The following is a 22,814-nucleotide window of genomic DNA, read 5'->3' as shown; positions in this document are numbered from 1 at the left end:
AATATCCAAGGCTCGCAAGTGCCGCTCTATGGCGGCTTTGCGCGGGGCACTTTCGAGTGCGCTGGGTTGCCTTGGATACCTGGTCTGCTAACCCGCGACAAAGCCGCCACCTCTATTCGGTTAGCAGCGAATATCCGGTGGCTCCGCTAAATCCAAGGAGCAAACAATGAACAAAGCATCATCCGAAACAACACTCGAACAATCCCTCCTCCACGTCAGCGACCTGCTGCGTTGCGCTGCGGCAACCGCCTACGAAACCGGCGACAGCCTCAACGGCCCGAAACGCGACCTGGCCTTCTCGGCCGTGCACCTGATTGAAATGGCCAGAACGGAGCTGGATCGGTCGTTGGTAAGTGTCGAAGCGCGCTAACTCGAACGACATGTACGAGCCAACTGCTAAAGATCGGTAGGAGGGGACTTGTCCCCGAATGCGATTGTCCTGACGAAGAAAATCCGGAAAGTTAATGCCGCCTGAGCGACCGCCTTCGGGGACAAGTCCCCTCCTACGCTGAAATGCAATCCAACGGGTTTGATGTTCTACACCGCCATTCCGGGCCGTGCACCTGATTGAGATGGTCGTTGGTTACTGTCGAAGCGCGCTGAAAATGCGATTCGTAGGACCGGCTTCAGCCGGGAGGGCGGTATTTCTGACGATGCAAACGCGCTGAGTTGCCTACCCCTCCCGGCTAAAGCCGGTCCTACGGGAACTCGGTTACAACCGTTTCCCCACCATCACCCAAATCAATCTTCCTGTTCACCCCTGCCCTTCAAACCTAGACTCGACGCATTCCCACAAAAGGTTTTGTCGCCATGTCCGAGACGCTGCTCTGTTCGCGCAATCTGGCTTTCGAGCTGTATGAAGTGCTCGACGCCGAGGCTTTGATCCGGCGAGAGCGGTTTGCCGAGCACACGCGTGAGACGTTCGATGCGGCCATTGGCACGGCGCGCACGATTGCCGAGAAGTATTTCGCGCCGCACAACCGCAAGGCGGATGAAAACGAGCCGCGTTATGAAGATGGCGAGGCGGTGCTGATTCCTGAGGTCAAGCCAGCCGTCGATGCGTTTCTCGACGCCGGGTTTCTCAACGCGACGCGCAGTTTCGAGGATGGCGGCATGCAGTTGCCAACGCTGCTGTCTCAAGCCTGCTTCGCGCATTTTCAGGCAGCGAATGCCGGATCGACGGCGTATCCGTTCCTGACCATGGGCGCCGCCAACCTCATCGAAAGCTTTGGCAGCGACGCGCAGAAACAACGCTTCCTGCAGCCAATGATCGAAGGCCGGTTCTTCGGCACCATGGCGCTGACCGAACCTCACGCCGGGTCGTCGCTGTCGGACATCCGCACCCGCGCCGAGCCCGCTGAAGACGGCACGTATCGCCTGCGCGGCAACAAGATTTTTATCTCCGGCGGCGATCACGGCCTGTCGGAAAACATCGTGCACATGGTGCTGGCCAAGCTGCCGGACGCGCCAGCCGGAGTGAAGGGTATTTCGCTGTTCATCGTGCCCAAGTTTCTGGTCAACGACGACGGCAGCCTTGGCCCGCGCAACGACGTGCTGCTGGCCGGGCTGTTTCACAAGATGGGCTGGCGCGGCACGACGTCCACGGCGCTCAACTTCGGCGATAACGGCGCGTGTGTCGGCTATCTGGTGGGCAAGCCGCATCAGGGCTTGAGCTACATGTTCCAGATGATGAACGAAGCGCGCATCGGCGTCGGCATGGGTGCGGTCATGCTCGGCTATGCGGGTTATCTGTATTCGCTGGATTACGCCCGGCAACGCCCGCAAGGTCGCCTGCCGGACAACAAAAGCCCGGACAGCGCGCCGGTGGCGATCATTGCGCACGCGGACGTGCGGCGCATGTTGTTGACCCAAAAGGCCTACGTCGAAGGCGCGTTCGATCTGGGTTTATATGCCGCGCGTTTATTCGATGACACCACCACAGGCGAAACCGAAGAGGCTCGCCAGCAGGCGCAGGAACTGCTCGACCTGCTGACGCCCATCGTCAAATCCTGGCCGTCGGAGTTCTGCCTGAAGGCCAACGAGCTGGCCATCCAGATTCTCGGCGGTCATGGCTACACCCGCGAATACCCGGTGGAGCAGTATTACCGCGACAACCGTTTGAACCCGATTCATGAAGGCACGCACGGCATCCAGTCCCTGGATTTGCTGGGCCGCAAGCTGGCGCAAAACGGTGGCGCCGGGCTCAAGCAATTGATCCGGCTGATTGCCGAAACCTGTGAACGGGCCAAATCCCACGAAAACCTGAATGCATTGCGCGCACCGCTGGAGCAACTGGTGACACGCCTGCAAACGGTGACGCTGGGTTTACTGAGCGATCTGGCTCAAGGCAAGGTCACGTCGACGCTGGCGAATTCGGCGCTGTACCTGAAGGCCTTCGGCCATGCGGTGATTGGCTGGCGCTGGCTGGAGCAAGCCATTCGCGCCGAGCAGGGTCTGGCGGCAGGTAACCCGGCAGATGCGGATTTCTATAAAGGCAAGTTGCAGGCGGCCCGGTACTTCCTGACGTGGGAAGTACCGGGCTGCCATCACGAGTTGGCGCTTCTCGAAGCCCGTGATGACACGTGCCTGGCGATGCAGGATGAATGGTTCTAGACGCTCAACCCTCGCGGATTCACCGGGAAGAAACGGTCGACCAGCTTCCTGCCCTCCTCGCCCAGTTTGGCGACAATGCGTTCGCGACTGAAGGGCTCGCCGGTGCGCAGGTCATAAAGCCTGTGCCAGGCTTTGGGTTCTGGAATTTCGGTCAGGCGCACCTTGACGAACTTGTAGTTGAGGCCCGACACCTCCTGAATGCCATCAATCAGGAAATAGCGACCGGGCATGAATATAGATTCCACTTCATCCGGCTCGTTGGAAAAAACCGCAACCGGCGTTGCACCCAGGTAATGCCTGGCAGGCAACTCGAAAACCACAGAGGAGTCGTCGAACCCCGCCGAAGCCCCAAGGGTCGCGTAACCCGCTGAATGATGACCGGCCTGGCTGCTGCAAAAGGCACGGGCGATATACGGATTTTCACTGAACGAGGCGATATCGGTGCTGACCAGCACGTCCCCGGCCTTGATCTGTCCGTTGCGAAAGAAACGCCCCGAAGTGCCACGCATATCGCTGCCACCCCGATACAACGTGACGCTGTTATCCAGCCCGATTACCTGCAGGTCATCCGCCAGTTCGTCGATGAGGTCAATCTGGCTCAGAGCCTCGACAACCCCGGTGCGCAAATACTGGTTGAAGCTCGAATCCCGGGTCGTATACAGCTCTATGCGCCCGCCGACATAGGTGCCGTCAGCCTTCTTGAACACATGATGAACATCTCCCCACTCGTCGATGAAGAACCGGGTGCCTTGGGGGTCTTGCATGACCTGATCATCAGGGCCCAGCTCCGGCAGGTGCATGGCTGCCTTTTGCCGGGCCAGGCCAATCTGTGAAAGGCGTTCTTCTTCCTCAAGATTGAACGCCATGTGCACATCCCAGAAAGACGAGCGAACGGTCAGCAACGGGCTGGGTGTCAGCTCATTGCGCACATCGCTCTCGATCAGCGGCGGCGGGCGCGGGCCGGATTCGAGCAACTCCCATTCGCCCCTGGCATTCAGGCGCACCGCCCGCCCAGTTTCGCTCGTCGAAGGATCGGCAGGATCGGTCAGGGTCCAGTAGCGCAGCTCTTCGTTGAAGATGACCCGATGCGGCATGTCGTCGAGGCTGATCCAGGATTCACCATTGCTCAGCATCTGAATGCCACGCATCGCTGCATCGGCACTTTCAGTCTCCGGCGACACCGGATTAAGCTCGACCATTGGAATGTTTTCGGCGGAGGCTGGCGTGCCGGCAGGCAATCCGCCGCCACCAGGCCCGGTCGACCCCGAACGTGCGGCCCTGATCAACCCCAGCAGAATCGGCAGGTTGAACACGACGAATATCGCATTGAACACAGAGCCGATCAGTCCGGTCTTGCGCTGCCGGGCATCACGACCATGGAGCGCCTGATCAATATTGAGGGCAAGGTTGGCGACACCCGCGCCCACCAGCGTCAATGCCATCGGCCAACCCAGCGGGCCCAACGTGCCGAATACATTGAGGAAGGCATTCAAATAGCCGATCCAGATTTGCTTGCGCAGACTGGCGTTGGAAGTCAGCAGAGTCTGCGCGTCGTCCTGCATTTGTTGTCGGGCGATCCCGCGTAGATACACGAATACATCGCCGCGAATGACCACGTCCTGCTGATTGATCAACGATTGCCCCGCGACCCAGGGCGTGTTGACGATCTGCTCGGCCGCGCCGACAAATGCCGCGCCCTGCAATTGCCGGCTTGCAGCAGAGCGAATGAACAACGCCGTGAACGCCGCCCTTGCCGCCGCGTCGCTCAGCCGGCCTTGAACCCAGGTATACAGCGCCTGCTCGGAAGCAAACACATGAAAGGCCGCGGCCTCACCCGGCAAATAAACAAACTGGCGCCCGCTGCGATCCACGATGCGGACGCTTTCGGCGCACACATAACCGCCAATATCAAAGGTATGCACGGTCAATCCTGAATCCGGCGCCGCAGCGGATTGCAGGGTCTCCAGCGTCATGACCGGTCGCAACCCGGCAATGACCGCCTGGTGGACGACCTTGAACTGCTCGACGCTCAGGCCGCCTCTGCGTAACTGCAGCGCGGCGGCGGCGAGAAATCCGCTGCGCGCCAGGGTCAGGAAATTTTCACTGTGCAGCGTCCAGAAACGCTCCATCCTGGCCGAGAACCTGGCGCTGAAATCCAGCGCCCAGAAGTCATCGAGAATCTGCCGGGGAAGCAAGGCAACTTCGTTGCGCTCGTCGAACGCCTCATGCCCAGGTCCGTCAGTGTAGAAACCGCCATACAGCTGCAATTCATCGGAGACGATCTGATCCTGCACGTTGAACCGGTGCAGCATCAACTCGACAAAAGTCATCGACTCAATCGGCGGCCCAAGGTGTCGCCAGCCAGTGAACGTGGCCAGGCTGGTGGCCGCGCTGGAAAAGCGATGCCAATAAATGCGATCCGGATCAAGCCATTTGCCGGTGTGCCTGAATAACAACTGTCGGGCTTCGGCATAGGCCAGGCCGTGAATATCCGGGTAGTCCTTGATGAAGGCGCGGGCGATTTTCTTGAGTTTTTCCTGGTCAGTGGCGTAGCGATTGGCAACGGTGTTCTGACGAAAATTTTGGTTGGGTGTCTGCATGACTTTGCTGTCCTGATGGAGAGAAAGCCATGCACGTGAGCAGGTCTGAAATAACCGCAGGGGCTAATTATTTATTCCGAGTCAATCGGCGGACTTCAATCAGGGAAGAACAAATCGAGCAAGGTCGCGCCTGACGGGCCGAGCTTCGCTGCATAGAGTTCACGGCTGAAAGGTTCGCCCGTGCGCAGATCGAACATCTTGCCTGCCCACTGACCGGCTTTGCCTTGCGCCGGGTGATTTTCCGTCATGCGGACCTTGATGAATTTGAAATGCTCGCCCGACACTTCCTCGATGCTGTCGATCTGGAAGTAATTGCCGGGCTTGAAAAGTGATTCAGCCTCTTGCCAGTCGCCGGAAAACGGGGCAATCGGCGTTGCACTGCGGTAGGCCTTCTTCGGCAGTTCGAACACCACGGAAGTGTCGTCAAAGGTAATCGCCGCGCCTTCGAGCATTTCGCGCTCAAATGCGTCGGATTGCGTACCGGCCTGACTGCTGGAAAAGACTCGCGCCAGGTAGGGATTTTCGCTGAACGAAGTGAAATCGGTGTTGACCAGAATATCGCCGACCTTAAGTTTCCCGGAACGAAAAGCGATCCCCGAAGTGCCGCGAAGACCGCTGCCGCCGCGATACAAGTCCACATCATTGTTGTAACCGACGCTGTCGATATCCTCGACAAGCTCTTCTATCAACTGCACCTGCGCGGCTGAAGCACCTTCGCCAGTGCGCAGGTAATTGTTGAACATCCCGTCATATTGCGTGTAGTCCGCAATACGCCCGCCGACATATTCATCTCCGGTCTTGAACAAGCGGTGCTCATCGCCCCAGGCATCGACGAGGATTCGTTCCCCTGCGTCGCTGGTGGTGATGACCTCATCTTCCTCAAGGTCTGAATCGGAGTCCGAATCGGGGTCGAAATCCCGAATCGTTTCATCCACCACCGCCTCTTGCCGGGCACGGGCGAGTTTGGACAGACGCAGCTCGTCCTTCAAATCGAAGCGCATGTAAACGTCCCAGAACGAAGCGGTTGTGCTCGCCTGAGACGTGCCAGAGGTGCCTTGTGCTGACGACGGGCCAGGCGCTTCCTGCATCGGCGCGCCGCCTTTCAGTCTGGGCGGCTCAAGCAATTCCCACTCGCCAAACGCATTGAGCCGCACCGGTTTGGCGCCGTGGAAGGCAAAGGGGTTTTGCGGATCGACAATGCTCCAGCTGCGCAGCTCCTGGCGGTAAAGCACGCGATAAGGCACGCCACGCATTTCGATCCAGGTTTCGCCGTTGGCGAGCAAATGCACGCCTTGCAAGTCGCCAGCGGCCTTGGGTGCTTCAGCGGGCAAAATCAGATTGCCCTCCAGCCCCCCGAGCGACTCGTCGCTGTCGGCCACCGGCACCCAGTCTTCAATAGACATCTCGGCACCGATTGCGCCGAGCATTGGCAGGTTGAACGCCACAAACACCGAGTTGAACACGGCACCGAGCACACCCGCCTTGCGCAGACCCGGCGTATTGCCATTAACGGCTTGATCAATGTTCAAGCCGACATTGGCCAACCCAGCGCCCACCAGCGTGAGCGCAACCGGCCAGCCCAACGGTGCGGCGGCACCGAATACGCGGATGAAGGCATTCAGATAACCGATCCACATCTGTTTGTTCAGGCTGGCGTTGGAAGTCAGCCGCTGCGCCTGCACGCGCATGTTGTGTTGCGCCCCTTCGCGCAGGTGGTCGAACACATCGCCCGCAATGATTTTATCAAGGCTATTGATGACCTTTTCGTCAGACCATTCATTGCGTTGCAACTGGCCGATCCAGCGATCAAACGCGCCGCCATCCTGATCCTTGGCCGTTTGCGAAGGGAAAAAATGCAAGGTGAAGGCCGTTCGTGATGCCTCGGTTGCGCAACGCTCCAGCACCCAGGCGCGCAGCTGGTCGGCGTTGGCAAAACGCTGAAAAGCCGGTGCCTGACCCGGCACGTAGAGAATCTGCGCGCCCTGGCTGTCGACAATACGCACCACGTCATGGGCGACATATTTGCCAATATCGAAGCTGCGCAGGCTGATGCCCGCTTGCGGCACAACCCGCGCCTGCAAGGTGCTCAAGGTCATGACGGGCGGCAGCGAACCGGCAATCGCGCGCGTGACCGTTTGATAGTCAACATCCGACAACGCGCCACTGCGTTGCGCCTGCCCAGCCGCAGCCAGGAAGTGCGCCTTGCCCAGCGTGCGAAAGTTCTCGCTGTGGGTGGTCCAGAACTGGTTGATCCTGCGCTCATAAACTGCACGGAAGTCCAGCTCCCAGAAATCCCGCAAGACCACCTGCGGCAGCATGGCCACTTCGTTACGCTCGTCATAGACCCCGTATTGCGGGCCGTCGGTATAGAAGCCGCCGTAGAGTTGCAACTCATCGGAGGCTTCCTGATCCCTGGCACTGAAGCGATGCATGACCAATTCGACGAGGGTCATCGATTCGGTGGGCGTGCCTGAGTGCTCCCAACCGGTGAACGTTCGGCTGCTGCTCACGGCGCCGCTAAATCGATGCCAATAAACCTTGGCGGGGTTCAGGCGTTTGCCCGTATGTTTTTTCAGGATATGCAGCGCGGCGGCGTAAGCCAGGCCGTGGGCATCCGGGTAGTCCTCGATGTACTGGAGGGCAATTTTCTTCAGGCGCAGCTCATCGGTGAGTGCTGGATTCCCGGCAGTCGCAGTCGGGGTAGAGGTGCCAATCGCAGGCATGACATTTGTTCCTTGGGTAAAGAGAAGTCATGCACGTGATCAAAAAACAGCGGATGCGGGCCCCTATATATTTACTGCGCTTTAATGTTGTAACCTTTTTTGACAGCCAGCCAATTCAACAGGTTAGAATCCTTGGCACGCGGACTGCATGGTCATTTCGCGCCCTCATCTTTTTTATCGTCATATTTGTCTGGAGTACCGCCCTTGGATGCTGTGACCATCAACAGCGTGTTCTTGATCGGCGCGTTGCTGGTTGGGGCAAGCATCCTGGTCAGCTCGCTGTCGTCACGCTTGGGCATCCCGATTCTGGTGATCATCCTGGCGGTAGGGATGGTCGCGGGCGTCGACGGCGGCGGCATCATTTTTGACAACTACGCCACGGCGTATCTGGTGGGCAACCTCGCGCTGGCAGTGATCCTGCTCGACGGCGGGCTGCGTACGCGGGTGTCCAGTTTCCGGGTCGCGCTCTGGCCGGCGCTGTCGCTGGCCACGGTTGGCGTGCTGATCACCACCGGCCTGACCGGCATGATGGCCGCGTGGCTGTTCAACCTGAACATGATTCAAGGCCTGCTGATCGGCGCCATTGTCGGCTCGACCGACGCCGCCGCAGTGTTCTCCCTGCTGGGCGGCAAAGGCCTGAACGAGCGGGTCACTGCTAGCCTGGAAATCGAATCCGGCAGTAACGACCCGATGGCGGTGTTTCTGACCGTCACTTTGATTGGCATGCTCGCCAGCGGCCAGACCGGTCTGGAATGGAACCTGCTGACTCATCTGATTCGCGAATTCGGCATCGGCGGCATCATCGGCCTGGGTGGCGGCTGGCTGATGCTGCAACTGGTCAACCGGATCAATCTGGCCAACGGCTTGTATCCAATCCTGGTGATTGCCGGCGGCCTGGCGATCTTTGCCTTGACCAACGCCATCCACGGCAGCGGTTTTCTCGCGGTGTACCTGTGCGGTCTGGTCATGGGCAATCGCCCAATCCGCAGCCGCCACGGCATTCTGCATATGCTCGACGGCATGGCCTGGCTGGCGCAGATCGGCATGTTCCTGGTGCTGGGCCTGCTGGTCACACCCCACGATTTGCTGCCCATCGCCCTCCCCGCCTTGGGCCTGGCGCTGTGGATGATCCTGGTGGCGCGGCCGTTGTCGGTGATGGTCGGCCTGCTGCCGTTCAAGGCCTTTCATGGCCGCGAAAAAGCCTTTATCGCCTGGGTTGGCTTGCGTGGCGCGGTGCCGATCATTCTCGCGGTGTTCCCGCTGATGGCGAACCTGCCCAATGCGCAGCTGTACTTCAATCTGGCGTTCTTCATCGTGCTCGTGTCCTTGCTGCTGCAAGGCACCAGCCTGCCGTGGATGGCCAAACTGCTGAAAGTCACGGTGCCACCAGAACCCGCGCCGATCTCCCGTGCGCCGCTGGAGGTTCATCCGACCAGCGAGTGGGAGCTGTTCGTTTATCGCCTTGGCGCGGAAAAATGGTGCATCGGCGCCGCCCTGCGGGAACTGAAAATGCCCGAAGGCACGCGGATCGCGGCGCTGTTTCGTGGTCAGCAACTGCTCCATCCGTCGGGTAGTACCACGCTGGAAGTGGGCGATCTGCTCTGCGTAATCGGCCACGAACATGACTTGGCAGCGCTGGGCAAACTGTTCAGCCAGGCTCCACAACGGGGTCTGGATCTGCGTTTCTTCGGTGACTTTGTTCTCGAAGGCGACGCCCAGCTGGGCGCGGTCGCGGCTTTGTATGGTCTGAAGCTGGACGGCCTGGACTCGAATATGCCGCTGAGCAAGTTCATCGTGCAGAAGAATCGCGGCGAGCCAGTGGTCGGCGATCAGATTGAATGGAATGGAACTATTTGGACTGTTGCCGTGATGGAGGGGAACAAGATCCTCAAAGTCGGCGTCAGATTCCCGGAAGGAAGCCGCCCGGGTCCCGGGTTGTTCCTCTAAACTGCCCTTCTATTCGATCAGCTCGACCGGTGTCTATGTTGCCCCTGCGTACTTTCTTTGCTGCCATTCTGCTCGGCCTGTGCCTGTCTTCACTTCCTGTTCTGGCTGCTGACCCGCCCACCAGCGAAGCGGTGCAGCAAAGCCTGGATAAAATCGCCGACCGCAAACTGCCGGACGCCGATCAAAAAGCCTTGCAGCAGGTGCTTGAACAGACCCTGACGTTTCTGGCCAACAAGCGCGAAAGCGAGCAGAAGCTGACGTCGCTCAAGCAGCAACTGGCTGAAGCGCCCAAGCAGACCGGCGAAAACCAGCGTGAACTGGTGCGCCTGAAGGCCAGTAAAGTTATCCCCGTCGCGCAGCGCTATAACAATCTGGACGTGCCGCAGCTGGAACAGCTGCTGAGTCAACGCAGCACCCAGCAAAGCGATCTGCAAAAAGCCCTGAATGACGCCAGCAGTCTGGTGATCACCGCCCAGACCCGTCCCGAGCGCGCCCAGGCGGAAATCAGCACCAACCAGACGCGCATCCAGCAAATCAACACGCTGCTGAAAATGGGCAAGGACAACGGCAAAAGCCTCAGCGCCGAACAGCGCAACCTGCTCAATGCGGAACTGGCGGCGATCAATGCGCTGACGGTATTGCGTCGCCAGGAACTGGCGGGCAACAGTCAGTTGCAGGATCTGGGCAACAGCCAGCATGACTTGCTGACCGAAAAGGTCGCCCGTCAGGAGCAGGAAATCCAGGAGCTGCAAACCCTGATCAACGACAAGCGTCGCGCCCAGTCGCAACAGACCGTGACGCAGCAATCCCTGGCAGCGGAAAAAGCCGGCAGCAGCAGCCTGCTGGCCACCGAAAGCGCCGCCAACCTCAAACTCTCCGACTACTTGCTGCGCGGCACCGACCGCCTCAATGAGCTGACCCAGCAGAACCTCAAGACCAAGCAACAGCTGGATAACCTGACCCAAAGTGATCAGGCACTGGACGAACAGATCAACGTGCTGCGCGGCAGTCTGCTGCTGTCGAAAATCCTCTACAAGCAGAAACAGGCACTGCCGCATCTGCAACTGGACAAAGGCCTGGCCGACGAAATCGCCGACATCCGCCTGTATCAGTTCGAGGTCAATCAGCAGCGCGAACAGATGAGCAGCCCGGCGTCCTACGTCGAAAAACTGTTGGCCACTCAGCCGCCTGAAGATGTCACCCCGCTGTTGCGCAAAACCCTCATGGACATGGCGACTACGCGCAGCGATCTGCTGGAGCGCCTGAACCGCGAGTTGAGTTCACTGCTCAACGAATCCATCACGCTGCAGCTCAATCAGAAGCAGCTGGTCAGCACCGCCATGAGCCTGCGCGAAACGCTGGACGAGCAGATGTTCTGGATCCCCAGCAACAAACCGCTGGACATCGAGTGGTTTCAAGGCATCTGGCCGCGCCTGCAAAAACAGGTCACGACTTTACCTTGGGCATCGAGTGTCAGCGAGCTGAGCGACGGCCTGACCCAACGTCCGCTGCTGTTTCTGCCGCTGCTGCTGTTGATCGGCGTACTGACGTGGAAGCGCAAGGCGCTCTACCACAAGCTCAACCGCTTGCACGCCGACATCGGCCACTTCAAGCGTGACAGCCAGTGGCAGACGCCGCTGGCGATCCTGATCAATATTCTGCTGGCCATGCCGCTGGCGCTCGCTTTGGCGCTGTGCGGCTATGCGCTGCAGATCGACGCACGCGGGCAAAACGCCAATCTGGGCGCGGCATTGCTGCAAATTTCTTTGGCCTGGCTGGTGTTCTACACGGCCTACCGGATATTGGCGCCGGGCGGCGTCGCGCAACTGCATTTCCGTTGGGAAAAGGCGCAGGTCGAATTCCTGCAACGCTGGATTCGCCGCCTGGGTCTGGTGGTTCTGGCGTTGGTGGCGGTGGTTGCCGTCGCCGAACATCAACCCGCCGCGCTGGCCGACGACGTACTGGGCATCGGCGTGGTCCTGGCCTGTTACGGTCTGATGGCCTGGTTGCTCAGTCGTCTGCTGCTGGTCAGCCCGACCCACCACAATGCTTCGCTGTTTCGCAGAGCCGTCGGCCTGGCGTTTACCGCCCTGCCCATCGCGCTGTTTGTCGCGGTGTGCTTCGGCTATTACTACACCGCGCTGAAACTCAGCGATCGCTTGATCGACACCCTGTATCTGCTGATGTTCTGGCTGGTCGTCGAAGCTGCGTTCGTGCGCGGCCTCGGGGTTGCGGCGCGGCGCCTGGCGTATCAGCGCGCCCTTGCCAAACGCCAGGCCGCCAAGGAAAGCGGCGATGGCGATATGGTCGTCGAAGAGCCGACGCTGGACATCGAGCAGGTCAACCAGCAATCCCTGCGCCTGATTCGTCTGGCGCTGCTGGCCGGCTTCATCGGCGCGCTGTATTGGGTGTGGTCGGACTTGATCACCGTGTTCTCGTACCTGGACAACATCACCCTGTACGAATACACCAGCGGCACCGGCGCGACCATGAGCATGGTGCCGATCAGCCTCGGCGACATGATTGGCGCGCTGGTGATCATCGTCATCACCTTCGTCCTGGCCAGCAACTTGCCCGGTCTGCTGGAAGTCCTGGTGCTGTCGCGCCTGAGCCTGGCTCAGGGCAGCGCTTATGCCACGACCACGCTGCTGTCCTACGCCATCGCCGGCGTCGGTTTCGTCTCGACGTTATCGGCACTCGGCGTGAGCTGGGACAAATTGCAATGGCTGGTGGCGGCGCTGTCGGTCGGCCTGGGTTTCGGCATGCAGGAAATCTTCGCCAACTTCATCTCCGGCATCATGATCCTCTTCGAGCGCCCGGTACGTATCGGCGACACCATCACCATCGGCAACCTGTCGGGCACGGTCAGCAAGATCCGCATCCGCGCCACGACCATCACCGATTTTGATCGCAAGGACATCATCGTCCCGAACAAGACCTTCATTACCGGGCAACTGATCAACTGGTCGCTGACCGACACCATTACCCGCGTAACCCTCAAGCTCGGCGTCGATTACGGCTCCGATCTGGAACTGGTGCGCCGCCTGTTGCTCAAGGCGGCACAGGACAACCCGCGCGTCCTGAAAGACCCGGCGCCGATTGTGTACTTCCTGAGTTTCGGCGAAAGCACGCTGGATCACGAGTTGCGCATGCACGTGCGCGATCTGGGCGACCGTAACCCGGTGCTCGACGAGATCAACCGCTTCATCAGCAGCGAGTTCAAGAAGCAGCACATCAACATCTCGTTCCGGCAGATGGAGGTTTACCTGAAGAACCTGCACGGCCAGGAATACAAACTGGTGCCAGTCGAGGACGAGCCGTCGAATCCAAACGGGCCGCTCAAGCTCGATCAGGAGTCTACCGACGAACCGGTCAAGACCACCACGCCGATAAAACCGGCACCGAAAGACGCGCCCGAGCCACCGGAACTGCGCCTGGACTGAAGAGGCGTTTTACAAAACAATCCCCGTAGGACCGGCTTTAGCCGGGAGCACACGCTCGCGGCTGATGCCCTCGCGGCTAAAGCCGCTCCTACGAGCCACTCTCTCATCAAACATAAAATAACCCACTGTTTTGACTAAGAAAAATCACGCAGCTTTCACCAGTTCCAATCCCAACTTGCGGGCCTTGCGCAGCAAGGCCCGCATCTGCCTGTCTTGGGTCTTGGCTTCGTAAGCCTCCATTCCTTGTTCAACGTAAGGCTGGCCTTTGGTCAGCATTGCGTAGATCAAGCGGGCAAGTTGGTGGGCGGTTGCCTTGATCGCACAGCTGGTGTCCATCCTTGCCAAACGCGAACGATGGCTGGCACCGATGAAGCTTTTGTCATTGCGCGCATTGGAGGCGGCTTGCTTCAACGCCTGGGCTGCTCGATTCAGGACTTTGGGACCACTGCCGGGCAGCTGTCTACCGCCTGATATTCGGGTCGGGGGCGCAAGACCCAGCCAGGAACAAAAGTGTCCCGATGTCGGAAAACGTGACAAGTCAGGGCCGATCTCACTGGCGAGCACCAAGGCCGTATCTACGCCGAGGGTCGGAATAGCCGTCAGATCAACTCCCATGATTTTCCAGAGAGCCTGATGCAAACCGGCTTGCTCCGATGAAGAACGATGCGGACTGCGCAGCGCCTTGGTCGAGGGCTGAGGCTTGTCGTTGAGTGTCGGCAATTGTTCAAGCACCTGTCTGATCGCTTGGTCGCACTCAGCGATCTGCCCTTCAAGAAAGTCGTAGCAAGCCACTTCCTGAGCCAGGGCATGCAGGTGTTCCAGGCGCCAGTTGCCTCGTAAACTGCGCTCAATGGTTTCGTGATCAGCCTTGATGCGCCGATCTCGAAAAGCGGCCAGCTTTTGTGGATTACGCTCACCCTCGATAATGGCGCGCAGGATTTTCATTCCCGTCACACCCGCGATATTGCTGATCACATTGGCGAGCTGGATATTCATCTGGCTCAACGCCTTCTGCATACGGTTGAGCGTTTGAGCCTGATCGCGAACTTTATTGGCGCGCTGGCGCACTATCGAACGCATGGAGCAGATGGCGTCCGAAGGTCGGAAGGCCCCCCGCAGAAGGCCATAGCTCATGAGCTGCCAAATCCACTGGCAATCCAGCACGTCAGATTTACGGCCCGATATCTGGCGTGTGGCCCGGGAGTTGACCAGATAGACGTCGAATCCGCGGGCATCCAGAATTTCGAACAGGGGAATCCAGTAAACCCCGGTCGCCTCCATCGCGACCACGCTGATACTTAGCGATTCGAGCCAGTCGGCCAAACCGAGCAAGTCGTCGGTAAAGGTGGAAAAACTGCGCACCGGGTTATCGCATCGATCAGGGTCGACGCCAACCCAATGCTCACGACTGCCAATATCGATGCCCGCACAGTCATCGTGAACAATTCGTAAACGTTTCTGCTGGTTCTTGCGCGCCATGAGAATTCCTCGCAGGATTAAGGGGCGCGCGGGGTACACGGTGGCGAAAAGATTCACTCTCTCATACGTGGTCACAGCAAGCTGTGCCGACAATGACTCCACGCCGATACCGTGCGGACCACTCTCCTACTCGGGTGCTGTCACACCAGTGCGGGCTACGGTCTCTGCCCCGCGCGCACCTTCAACGCTAGACGCATCCCCCGTTTGCTGCGCGACAGCGCGGCGTCTGGACGACGGGGGATCTCCTACGAGCCGGTGCCACGGGTAACCTCGCAACTGGACTCATGACAAATAACCTAGCAAACTAGTCGGACATTCTGCTGGAGATGGCCCTTGAAAGCCCTCGACGAACTGACCTTCGATAACCGCTTTGCCCGTCTGGGCGATGCGTTCTCCACTTCGGTACTCCCCGAGCCCATCGCCGACCCGCGCCTGGTGGTTGCCAGCGATGCGGCGTTGGCCTTGCTCGATCTCGATCCTGCACAAGCCGAACAGCCGGTGTTCGCCGAAATCTTCAGCGGCCACAAATTGTGGGCCGACGCAGATGCTCGGGCGATGGTGTATTCGGGGCATCAGTTCGGTTCCTACAATCCGCGCCTGGGCGACGGGCGCGGCCTGCTGCTGGGCGAGGTCTACAACGACGCGGGCGAGCATTGGGACTTGCACCTCAAGGGCGCTGGCCAGACGCCGTATTCGCGCATGGGTGATGGCCGCGCGGTGCTGCGCTCCTCGATCCGTGAATTTCTCGCCTCCGAAGCGCTGCACGCGCTGGGCATTCCCAGCAGCCGCGCCGCCTGCGTGATCGGCTCCAGCACGCCGGTCTGGCGGGAAAAACAGGAACGTGCGGCAATGGTTCTGCGTCTGGCGCCGAGTCATATTCGCTTTGGCAGCTTCGAATATTTTTACTACACCAAGCAGCCGGAACAACTCAAGGAACTGGGCGAGCACGTGTTGGCCATGCACTTTCCGCAGTGCCTTGAACAGGCCGAACCCTATCTGGCGATGTTCCGGGAAATCGTCGAGCGCAATGCCGAACTGATCGCCAAGTGGCAGGCCTATGGTTTCTGCCACGGCGTGATGAACACCGACAACATGTCGATTCTGGGCATCACCTTCGATTTCGGGCCGTTCGCGTTTCTTGATGACTTCGACCAGAACTTTATCTGCAACCATTCCGATCACGAAGGCCGCTACTCCTTCAGCAATCAGGTACCCATCGGCCAATGGAACCTCAGCGCGCTGGCCCAGGCATTGACGCCATTCATCAGTGTCGAAGCCCTGCGCGAAACCCTCGGCTTGTTCCTGCCGCTGTATCAGGCGCACTACCTGGACCTGATGCGCCGCCGCCTGGGCCTGACCAGCGCCGAAGAGGCTGACGAACAACTGATCGGAAAACTGCTCAAGCTGATGCAAAACAGCGGCGTGGATTACACCCTGTTCTTCCGCCGTCTGGGCAACGATCCTGCCGCTCAAGCCCTGGCTTCACTGCGCGACGACTTCGTCGACATCAAGGGCTTCGACGCCTGGGGCCAGGAATACCTGGCCCGCAACGCCCGGCAAGACAACGGCACAGAGCAACAGCGCCAGACGCGCATGCACGCGGTCAACCCGCTGTACATCCTGCGCAACTACCTTGCACAAAAAGCCATCGATGCCGCCGAAGACGGCAACTACCAAGAAGTCCGCCGCCTGCACACCGTGCTGTGCAACCCCTTCACCGAACAACCCGGCATGGCTAACTACGCCGAACGCCCGCCGGAGTGGGGGAAACATCTGGAGATAAGCTGCTCGTCTTGAGGGTTGCTGTTTCTGGAGCGGCAGCAGCCTGAGTGGCTGGCGTGTCGGCCTTGGCTTTGGCTGGTGTCTCGACGGTGTCAGCGGCGTCCCTGGCGGGCTGCTTCTCAGGTTTCTTCTCTGGCCGCTGAAGGCCGGCGAGAATTTCGAACAGATTGGGCAGGTGGTCGTCCTGCTTGGGGAGACCGCCGTCGTTTTTGATGTTGTCCAACAAGCGGGTTTCATAACCCTCGTCGTATTGCGCCTGCTCGATTGCGGGCAGGGCTCGGTAATGGGCAAGGACTTCGGTGAAAAACTTGGGAGCTTTACCGGTGACACTAGACTCTAATGAGCCTTGCACCACCGTGTTGCGCCCCCATTCGAACTCCAGTTTTTGCGCATCCCCCCACGCCACACGCCTCTCATTGACGGTATACGGCCCTTTGTCGTCATAGGCGATCAGCACCAGCTGTTCCCTCGACAATCCGGAGAAAGGACTTTTACCGCCCTCGTCACCCGAGAATCTCTTGGCCAGAAACGCTGTGGCCTGTTCAGCCCGATTGAGCAGGTCAGGGTCGTCAGTCTTGGGCACTTCGCGATTGTGGACGTCTTTCAGCCCCTCGTAATTATCCACCAGCGACACCAGTATCCTGTCCGCCTCTGTACCCAACTCACTGCGGCTGAGCGCTTTATCACGGGTTTCGGCGCGAATCGCGCTTTCACCCAGTTGGCGGGAAAGGGCAGACATGCTGGCCTTGTCTGAGTTTTCGTTGAACACTCTGACTGGGCTAGTTGATTTTCCGGTCGACAGCATACTTTCAGTTGCAGGCGCTGGCCTGGAAACAGCAGACGTAGCTGGACCTTGAACTTGAATGACCATACGCGACACCTCCGTAGATTTAATATCTAGTTACTGGTCGTCGTGACCGAGGTCGCGCCAACTGCCGGACTGGCTTCGTCAGCCGTCTCTTGGTTGTCAAATTTTTTAAGCTTGGCCAGCACTTCGAACAGGGTCAGGAGTTTGAATTCTTTGGGCTTCTTGCCGTTAGGATCACTGTCTTCCTTGATCCTGGCCAGCAGACGCGTTTCGTACTCCTCGGGATAGTCGGCCTGCTCGATAAGAGGAAGGGTTTTATAGTGGTTTAGCACTTCGGTGTAGAACCCTGGAGTTCGGCCATCATTCATCGCAGACTCGATATCGGCAGGCCCCCATAACGTTTTGTTCCACTTGGATTCGACACCATTGATTTCGTAATAGGCAGCACGCCTTTCGTTAATCGTATAAGGTCCATGTTCGTCATGGACGATCAAGTTAAGCTGCTCCCTCGACAACTCCGCAAACGGATTCTTAAGGTTGCGACCCTCCAGATGAAAGCGAGCCAGATATTCGGTTGCCTGTTCGGCTCTTTTCGACAAGTCCTGATCATCCGTATCAGGGACTTCGCTGTTGTGCAGACTTTTTTGGGCCTCGTAACTATCGCCCATAATCTGACCCCGCAGCCTGCGCGCCTCATCACCAAGCTGTTGCCGGTCCAGAGTCCGATCCCGCACTTCAGCGCGCGAAGCACTTGCGGCCAATTGGCGAGAAAGGCTTGATAATAGTGGAGCACCTTCAGAACCCACAGGCGATGCCAACTCAGGTTGACTGGAAGCTACAGCGGGAGAATGACCAACTTGTGAAACCGAGGCATGTGTAACGCGCATGCCGCCAGGAATACTGTTTATCATAAGCACACCTTTATAACGGACAGAAAAAGAAGTCCGAATAGCCCGCCGGCATGAACCTATACACTTCTATGAGGCTACGGCTATTCGGACTGCATGACGCAAGGCTTATTTCATTGAGAATTCGACTGCCCAATCGTGCGTGGCGAAATTAGTGCCGGTAATCCTTGCTTCGCAACGCGCGCCACCCAAGGGCTGTCCGGCCCGGCCTAGGCATAACCCCCCATCGCAAAAGCAACAGCAGCAACACCCACGTTCAACGATTTTTCATTTTTCATTTTTCATCTCTGAGTACCTTTCAAATAACAATAAAAAAACAGTACTCATCTTAAAAACAACTGACAACTGCCCGAAAGGATAGGTTTTTAGCAAAACCCTGTATTTACAGGGAGAAAGCTAAAAACAATTTTTTGATTTTCAGATAAGCATCCATTCATCGTAAGAACAGTCCTACAGAAATATAATTAATTAACTCTCAGCCACCGGGAAGAAGTTGATAATAGAGTTGAAGTTGGTGGGAAGGCCTTGCCGTGTGTTAAACGGGCCTTTGTGGGAGAGGACTTGTCCTCGATAGCCAGCCCAGACGCCCCTGATACGCCTGACCCACATGCAGTACCGAATTACAGCCATCGTGGACAAGCGCCATCAATGCCGCTGAAGACGGCAACTACGAAGAAGTACGCCGCCTGCACAGCGTGCTGTGCAACCCCTTCACCGAACAACCCGGCATGGCTAACTACGCCGAACGCCCGCCGGAGTGGGGAAGCATCTGGAGATCAGCTGTTCTTCGTGAGGGTTGGTGCGTTACCCACTGGATTGGCGTCTTCTGACTCATTTTTGCCAGGCCTTTTCAGCTTCGCCAGGATTTCGAACAGGGTCAGGAGTTTGAAGTCTTTGGGCTTCTCGGCGCGGGGGTCGCTGTCTTCTTTTATATTGGCCAGGAGACGTGTTTCGTACTCTTCAGGGTAGTCGGCCTGTTCGATAAGAGGAAGCGTTTTATAGTGGTTTAGCACTTCAGTGTAGAACCCAGGCTTGCGGCCGCCCGTGGCGGCTTTTTCTGCTTCTGCTGGCCCCCAAAGCCCCTTATTCCAGTGAGTTTCGATATTACTTACTTGATACCAGGCAGCGCGTCGTTCGTTGATGGTGTAGGCACCTGATTCATCATAAACAATAAAATTTAACTGCTCTCTCGACAAGTCCGCAAATGGATTTTTGACGCTTCGATCATGTCTATCAGAGTGGACCACATGGAGGGTTGCCTGTTTGGCCCTTTCCAACAAGTCCGGGTCAGTCGTCTTGGGAATCTCCGCATTGTGTATTTCTTTTTGTGCCTGATAGGCGTCGCCCAAAATTTGATGCCTTAGTCTTTGCGCCTCGACTTTAAGCTGCTGTCGGTCCAGCGTCTGCTCTAGCACTTCGACGCGCTTGGCACTCGCCGCCAACTGAATAGAAAGGCTGGACAGTACTGGAGCACCTTCAGAACCCACAGGCGATGCCAACTCAGGTTGACTGGAAGCTACAGCGGGAGAATGACCAACTTGTGAAACCGAGGCAAGTGTAACGCGCATGCCGCCAGGAATACTGTTTATCATAAGCACACCTTTATAACGGACAGAAAAAGAAGTCCGAATAGCCCGCCGGCATGAACCTATACACTTCTATGAGGCTACGGCTATTCGGACTGCATGACGGAAGACTTATTTCATTGAGAATTCCACCGTCCAATCGTGAGTGGCGAAATTAGTGCCGGTAATCCTTGCTTCGCAACGCGCGCCACCCAGCGATTGTTCGCTTTTGTTCCACTTCGGCACGGTCCCGCTACGACTCGGCAATTTGACATAGCTGGTTTTGAACTTGCAGATCTTAGCCCCCATTTTGTATTGAAAAACGACTGTTGCCACATCAGGAGACTGCGCCCCTTTTACACCATAGACATCTGACTCACCGGGGTTGATTTCAGCTTTGGGCTTTGGGCGAGCTTCCGCATAACTGTACGCACTGCTGCCAACTACGTCATAGCTCGCTGCAGCAGTACCGTTATTCTTGAACGTAATCGTCACCTCGGGCCCTGCCTGAGCATAACCCGCCATAGTCAAAGCAACGACACCACCACAAATTTTCAATGCATTTTTGTTTTTCATCGCTGAGTACCTTTCAAATAACAATGAAAAAACGGTACCCATTTTAAAAATGGCTGACAACTACTCGAAAGGATAGGTTTTACGCAAAGCCCTGTATTTGCAGGGTGAAAGCAGACAAACAATAATGGATTTTCAGATAAGTACCTAACCGCAGTAAGAGAGGTCCTACAGGAATATAATTAAGTAACTCTCGATCACCAATCTCTAATGGAGTAGGCGTTCAGCCCGAACGTGGCCCTTGGCGAGGTTTGCTGTAGGACCGGCTTTAGCCGGGAGGGCAGTTGACGCTCTCGCGACTAAAGTCGCTCCTACAGTCGCTCCTGTGGCCGGTTCGTGGGCAAGCCGCACTACAACGTACGGCGTTTCACAAGCGGTGCTTATTCGGTATTTTATATATCGTGAATAGTCAGTTAAAAAATACCGCCACGGGAACAGAAAATCTCTCCGCCAGAAGCTTTATCTGTCTAACGTTAAGTTGACGTTTCCCGCTCAGGATTTCGGAAATAACTGATTGGGTCCCGACTTCCGGTAGATCCCCTTGAGAACAACCGTGTTCACGCATCAAATAGCGCAATGTTTCAACACCTGAGACAGCAGGCAAAGGCCGATGCTCATGGTCATATGCTTCAATCAAGTCCCCGATCAGCTCTGTCAGGCTGCCCAGCGGGTGAGTTTCGTCTTCGCCAATAATTGCCAGTAGCTCGTCCAGCGAGCCAGCCAAGGCATCGTAATCCGCTTCATTAACCGGTTTGCGCAACAGGGGGGATACAAACTGCCAATGCTCAGCGGCCTGTTTGATGAGAGCACTCATTTGTTTACTCCTTCCATTTGCCCTTGTCGTATTCAGAATGGTCGAGGACATGCTTGATATAGAGCCGCTGAGCGGAGTAATGCACCCATGCAATCAAGCGCACCTTATTGCCTCCGATGTCAAAAACGTGCAGTGGCCCGACCTTATCCACAGAGGGAAACACCGCCTTCATCGCAGCAAAGTCGTCTGGCCTACTGACCTTGATGACTCGATACCAAGTATCCAGGGCGATAGCTGAGCGCGGCCATTTGGCCTTCGCTTTCCATATTCGCTTTTCAGTAATTACCCGCATCCGCTATTCCATCTCGCACCTCACGGCAGGATGCTAAACGAGAAAACAAGTATCGCAAATTGCGATAGCCAAAAATAGACCTTTCCTACACCTTCCACAACCCCATGGCCAAATGACCCTAAGCGCCGTTAACCGCGACAGCGGGCTATTGCCACCTCCGGCAGCAGCCCGATTTCGGCCTTCGTTTCGGATGGCAGTTACAGCTGAACGCCAACTGGACGGTACAATCGGCGCACTGCTATTCAATGACTGGAGCCGTCATGTCCGAATCAATGATGATCCCCTGCCCCCACTGCAACGGGCTGAACCGCATCCCTGCCGAGCGCCTGGGTGATCAGCCCAAATGCGGGCGCTGCAAACAGCCGGTGCTGCTGAGCAAACCGTTCAATCTGACTGAAGGCGATTACGCCAGCCAGATCAAGGGCGATCTGCCGCTGCTGGTGGATGTCTGGGCTGAGTGGTGCGGGCCGTGCAAGTCGTTTGCGCCGATCTTCGAGCAGGCGGCTGCCGAATTGTCCGGACGCTGCCGTCTGGCCAAGCTGGACAGCGAAGCCAACCAGCAGCTCTCGGGGCAACTGGGCATACGTTCAATTCCCAGCCTGATCCTGTTCAGGAACGGCAAGGAAGTCGCCCGCCAAAGCGGCGCGTTCCCGTTACAGCAGTTGCTCGCCTGGCTGAAAAGTCAGGGCATTTGAGCGTCTGTGAAGGACTGCGCCAACCCAGCTTGTGATGGCTTGCCGAATTTGCCGTAGGACTTGTCCTAAACGCAATCTGGATGCCCCTGACACGCTTTTTTCGACCTAGCATTCGCATTCCAGCCAGCGTCGAGAGAAGTACAAGCCATGTCATATGTAGTCAGGGAAGGCGATCCAACCACCAGCGGCGGTTTTGTCCTGAGCGCATCCGCCACGGAGTTGATGGAACTGCGGCGGTTTGCCCGCATGGGCGATCCGGTCTGGTGCTCGGCGTGTGCACGCGTCGGGTACATCGCCGAAGGCAACCCCACGTACATTGACGAATTCGTTGCCGTCGCCACCCACGGCCATTTGGTGCAATGCGGCTGCAAGCCGGGGTCCAACACGCTCATCGCGACCCAGCAGATCATTCAGGCTGATATGGACGCCGCCATCACGATTCCTGCCGAACTCGCCGAGCAGGCGCAAGCGAAAGCCGAGCGGATCAACCGCTCAATCAAGGACGGAACCATACGCTGCAAGTTGTTTGCGCCGATTCCGGATGTCATTTAGGCGCACGCGGCGGTAGGAAG

16 protein-coding genes are annotated in these 22,814 nt (G+C 57.7%); 7 read left to right on the top strand and 9 right to left on the bottom strand.

Features of this window, described 5'->3' with window-relative positions; translation table 11 throughout:
- The first annotated feature begins 166 nt into the window (after nt 1-166).
- Nucleotides 167-370 (top strand): DUF3077 domain-containing protein, encoded by a 204-nt coding sequence (locus tag AABC73_RS02665; RefSeq protein WP_341522346.1) that lies wholly within the window; start codon nt 167-169, stop codon nt 368-370.
- Between the two features lie 440 nt (nt 371-810).
- Nucleotides 811-2,613: an acyl-CoA dehydrogenase gene (locus AABC73_RS02660; protein WP_341522345.1), complete on the top strand. Its 1,803-nt coding sequence runs from the start codon at nt 811-813 to the stop codon at nt 2,611-2,613.
- On the opposite strand, the gene AABC73_RS02655 is transcribed toward AABC73_RS02660, so the two are convergent.
- Both AABC73_RS02655 and AABC73_RS02650 read right to left on the bottom strand, forming a co-directional pair.
- On the bottom strand, nt 2,610-5,213 hold the full coding sequence (locus AABC73_RS02655; RefSeq protein WP_341522344.1) for a DUF6543 domain-containing protein: 2,604 nt from the start codon (nt 5,211-5,213) through the stop codon (nt 2,610-2,612). The two genes, AABC73_RS02660 and AABC73_RS02655, sit on opposite strands and share 4 nt — an antisense overlap.
- A 95-nt stretch (nt 5,214-5,308) precedes the next feature.
- Nucleotides 5,309-7,936 carry a DUF6543 domain-containing protein gene (locus AABC73_RS02650; RefSeq protein WP_341522343.1) on the bottom strand — a complete coding sequence of 876 codons (2,628 nt, stop codon included), beginning with the start codon at nt 7,934-7,936 and terminating at the stop codon, nt 5,309-5,311.
- 204 nt (nt 7,937-8,140) lie between these two features.
- On the opposite strand from AABC73_RS02650, the gene AABC73_RS02645 reads away from it, so the two are divergent.
- Nucleotides 8,141-9,883 carry a potassium/proton antiporter gene (locus tag AABC73_RS02645; protein WP_341522342.1) on the top strand — a complete coding sequence of 581 codons (1,743 nt, stop codon included), beginning with the start codon at nt 8,141-8,143 and terminating at the stop codon, nt 9,881-9,883.
- A 35-nt stretch (nt 9,884-9,918) separates the two neighbouring features.
- Nucleotides 9,919-13,326, top strand: coding sequence for a mechanosensitive channel MscK (gene mscK / locus AABC73_RS02640; protein ID WP_341522341.1), 3,408 nt, complete (start codon nt 9,919-9,921; stop codon nt 13,324-13,326).
- 144 nt (nt 13,327-13,470) lie between these two features.
- Here the strand turns inward: mscK and AABC73_RS02635 are convergent, their stop codons facing one another.
- The gene (locus tag AABC73_RS02635) at nt 13,471-14,805 is read right to left on the bottom strand and encodes an IS110 family transposase (RefSeq protein WP_341520479.1); all 1,335 of its coding nucleotides are present in this window, start codon (nt 14,803-14,805) and stop codon (nt 13,471-13,473) included.
- A gap of 333 nt (nt 14,806-15,138) precedes the next feature.
- On the opposite strand from AABC73_RS02635, the gene AABC73_RS02630 reads away from it, so the two are divergent.
- Nucleotides 15,139-16,602 carry a YdiU family protein gene (locus AABC73_RS02630; protein WP_341522340.1) on the top strand — a complete coding sequence of 488 codons (1,464 nt, stop codon included), beginning with the start codon at nt 15,139-15,141 and terminating at the stop codon, nt 16,600-16,602.
- Here the strand turns inward: AABC73_RS02630 and AABC73_RS02625 are convergent.
- From AABC73_RS02625 to AABC73_RS02600, 6 genes are all read right to left on the bottom strand, one after another.
- On the bottom strand, nt 16,541-17,458 hold the full coding sequence (locus AABC73_RS02625) for a hypothetical protein (protein WP_341522339.1): 918 nt from the start codon (nt 17,456-17,458) through the stop codon (nt 16,541-16,543). The genes AABC73_RS02630 and AABC73_RS02625 overlap by 62 nt on opposite strands.
- A gap of 26 nt (nt 17,459-17,484) precedes the next feature.
- Nucleotides 17,485-18,306 (bottom strand): hypothetical protein, encoded by an 822-nt coding sequence (locus AABC73_RS02620; RefSeq protein WP_341522338.1) that lies wholly within the window; start codon nt 18,304-18,306, stop codon nt 17,485-17,487.
- Nucleotides 18,307-19,079: 773 nt separating this feature from the next.
- Nucleotides 19,080-19,895: a hypothetical protein gene (locus AABC73_RS02615; RefSeq protein WP_341522337.1), complete on the bottom strand. Its 816-nt coding sequence runs from the start codon at nt 19,893-19,895 to the stop codon at nt 19,080-19,082.
- 105 nt (nt 19,896-20,000) lie between these two features.
- Nucleotides 20,001-20,444 carry a hypothetical protein gene (locus tag AABC73_RS02610; protein ID WP_341522336.1) on the bottom strand — a complete coding sequence of 148 codons (444 nt, stop codon included), beginning with the start codon at nt 20,442-20,444 and terminating at the stop codon, nt 20,001-20,003.
- Between the two features lie 406 nt (nt 20,445-20,850).
- Entirely contained in the window at nt 20,851-21,255 is a 405-nt protein-coding gene (locus AABC73_RS02605) for a transcriptional regulator (RefSeq protein WP_341522335.1), read from the bottom strand.
- Between the two features lie 4 nt (nt 21,256-21,259).
- Nucleotides 21,260-21,547, bottom strand: coding sequence for a type II toxin-antitoxin system HigB family toxin (locus AABC73_RS02600; protein ID WP_341522334.1), 288 nt, complete (start codon nt 21,545-21,547; stop codon nt 21,260-21,262).
- 260 nt (nt 21,548-21,807) lie between these two features.
- Here AABC73_RS02600 and trxC point away from each other — a divergent pair, with 260 nt between their 5' ends.
- Entirely contained in the window at nt 21,808-22,242 is a 435-nt protein-coding gene (gene trxC / locus AABC73_RS02595; protein ID WP_341522333.1) for a thioredoxin TrxC, read from the top strand.
- A gap of 147 nt (nt 22,243-22,389) precedes the next feature.
- A complete protein-coding gene (locus AABC73_RS02590; protein WP_341522332.1) occupies nt 22,390-22,794 on the top strand; it encodes a PAAR domain-containing protein in 405 nt (134 codons plus the stop codon).
- Nucleotides 22,795-22,814 lie beyond the last annotated feature (20 nt).

Origin of the sequence: Pseudomonas sp. G.S.17 (assembly GCF_038096165.1) — a bacterium.
Classification (GTDB): domain Bacteria; phylum Pseudomonadota; class Gammaproteobacteria; order Pseudomonadales; family Pseudomonadaceae; genus Aquipseudomonas.
This window is presented reverse-complemented; position numbering and strand designations above follow the sequence as displayed.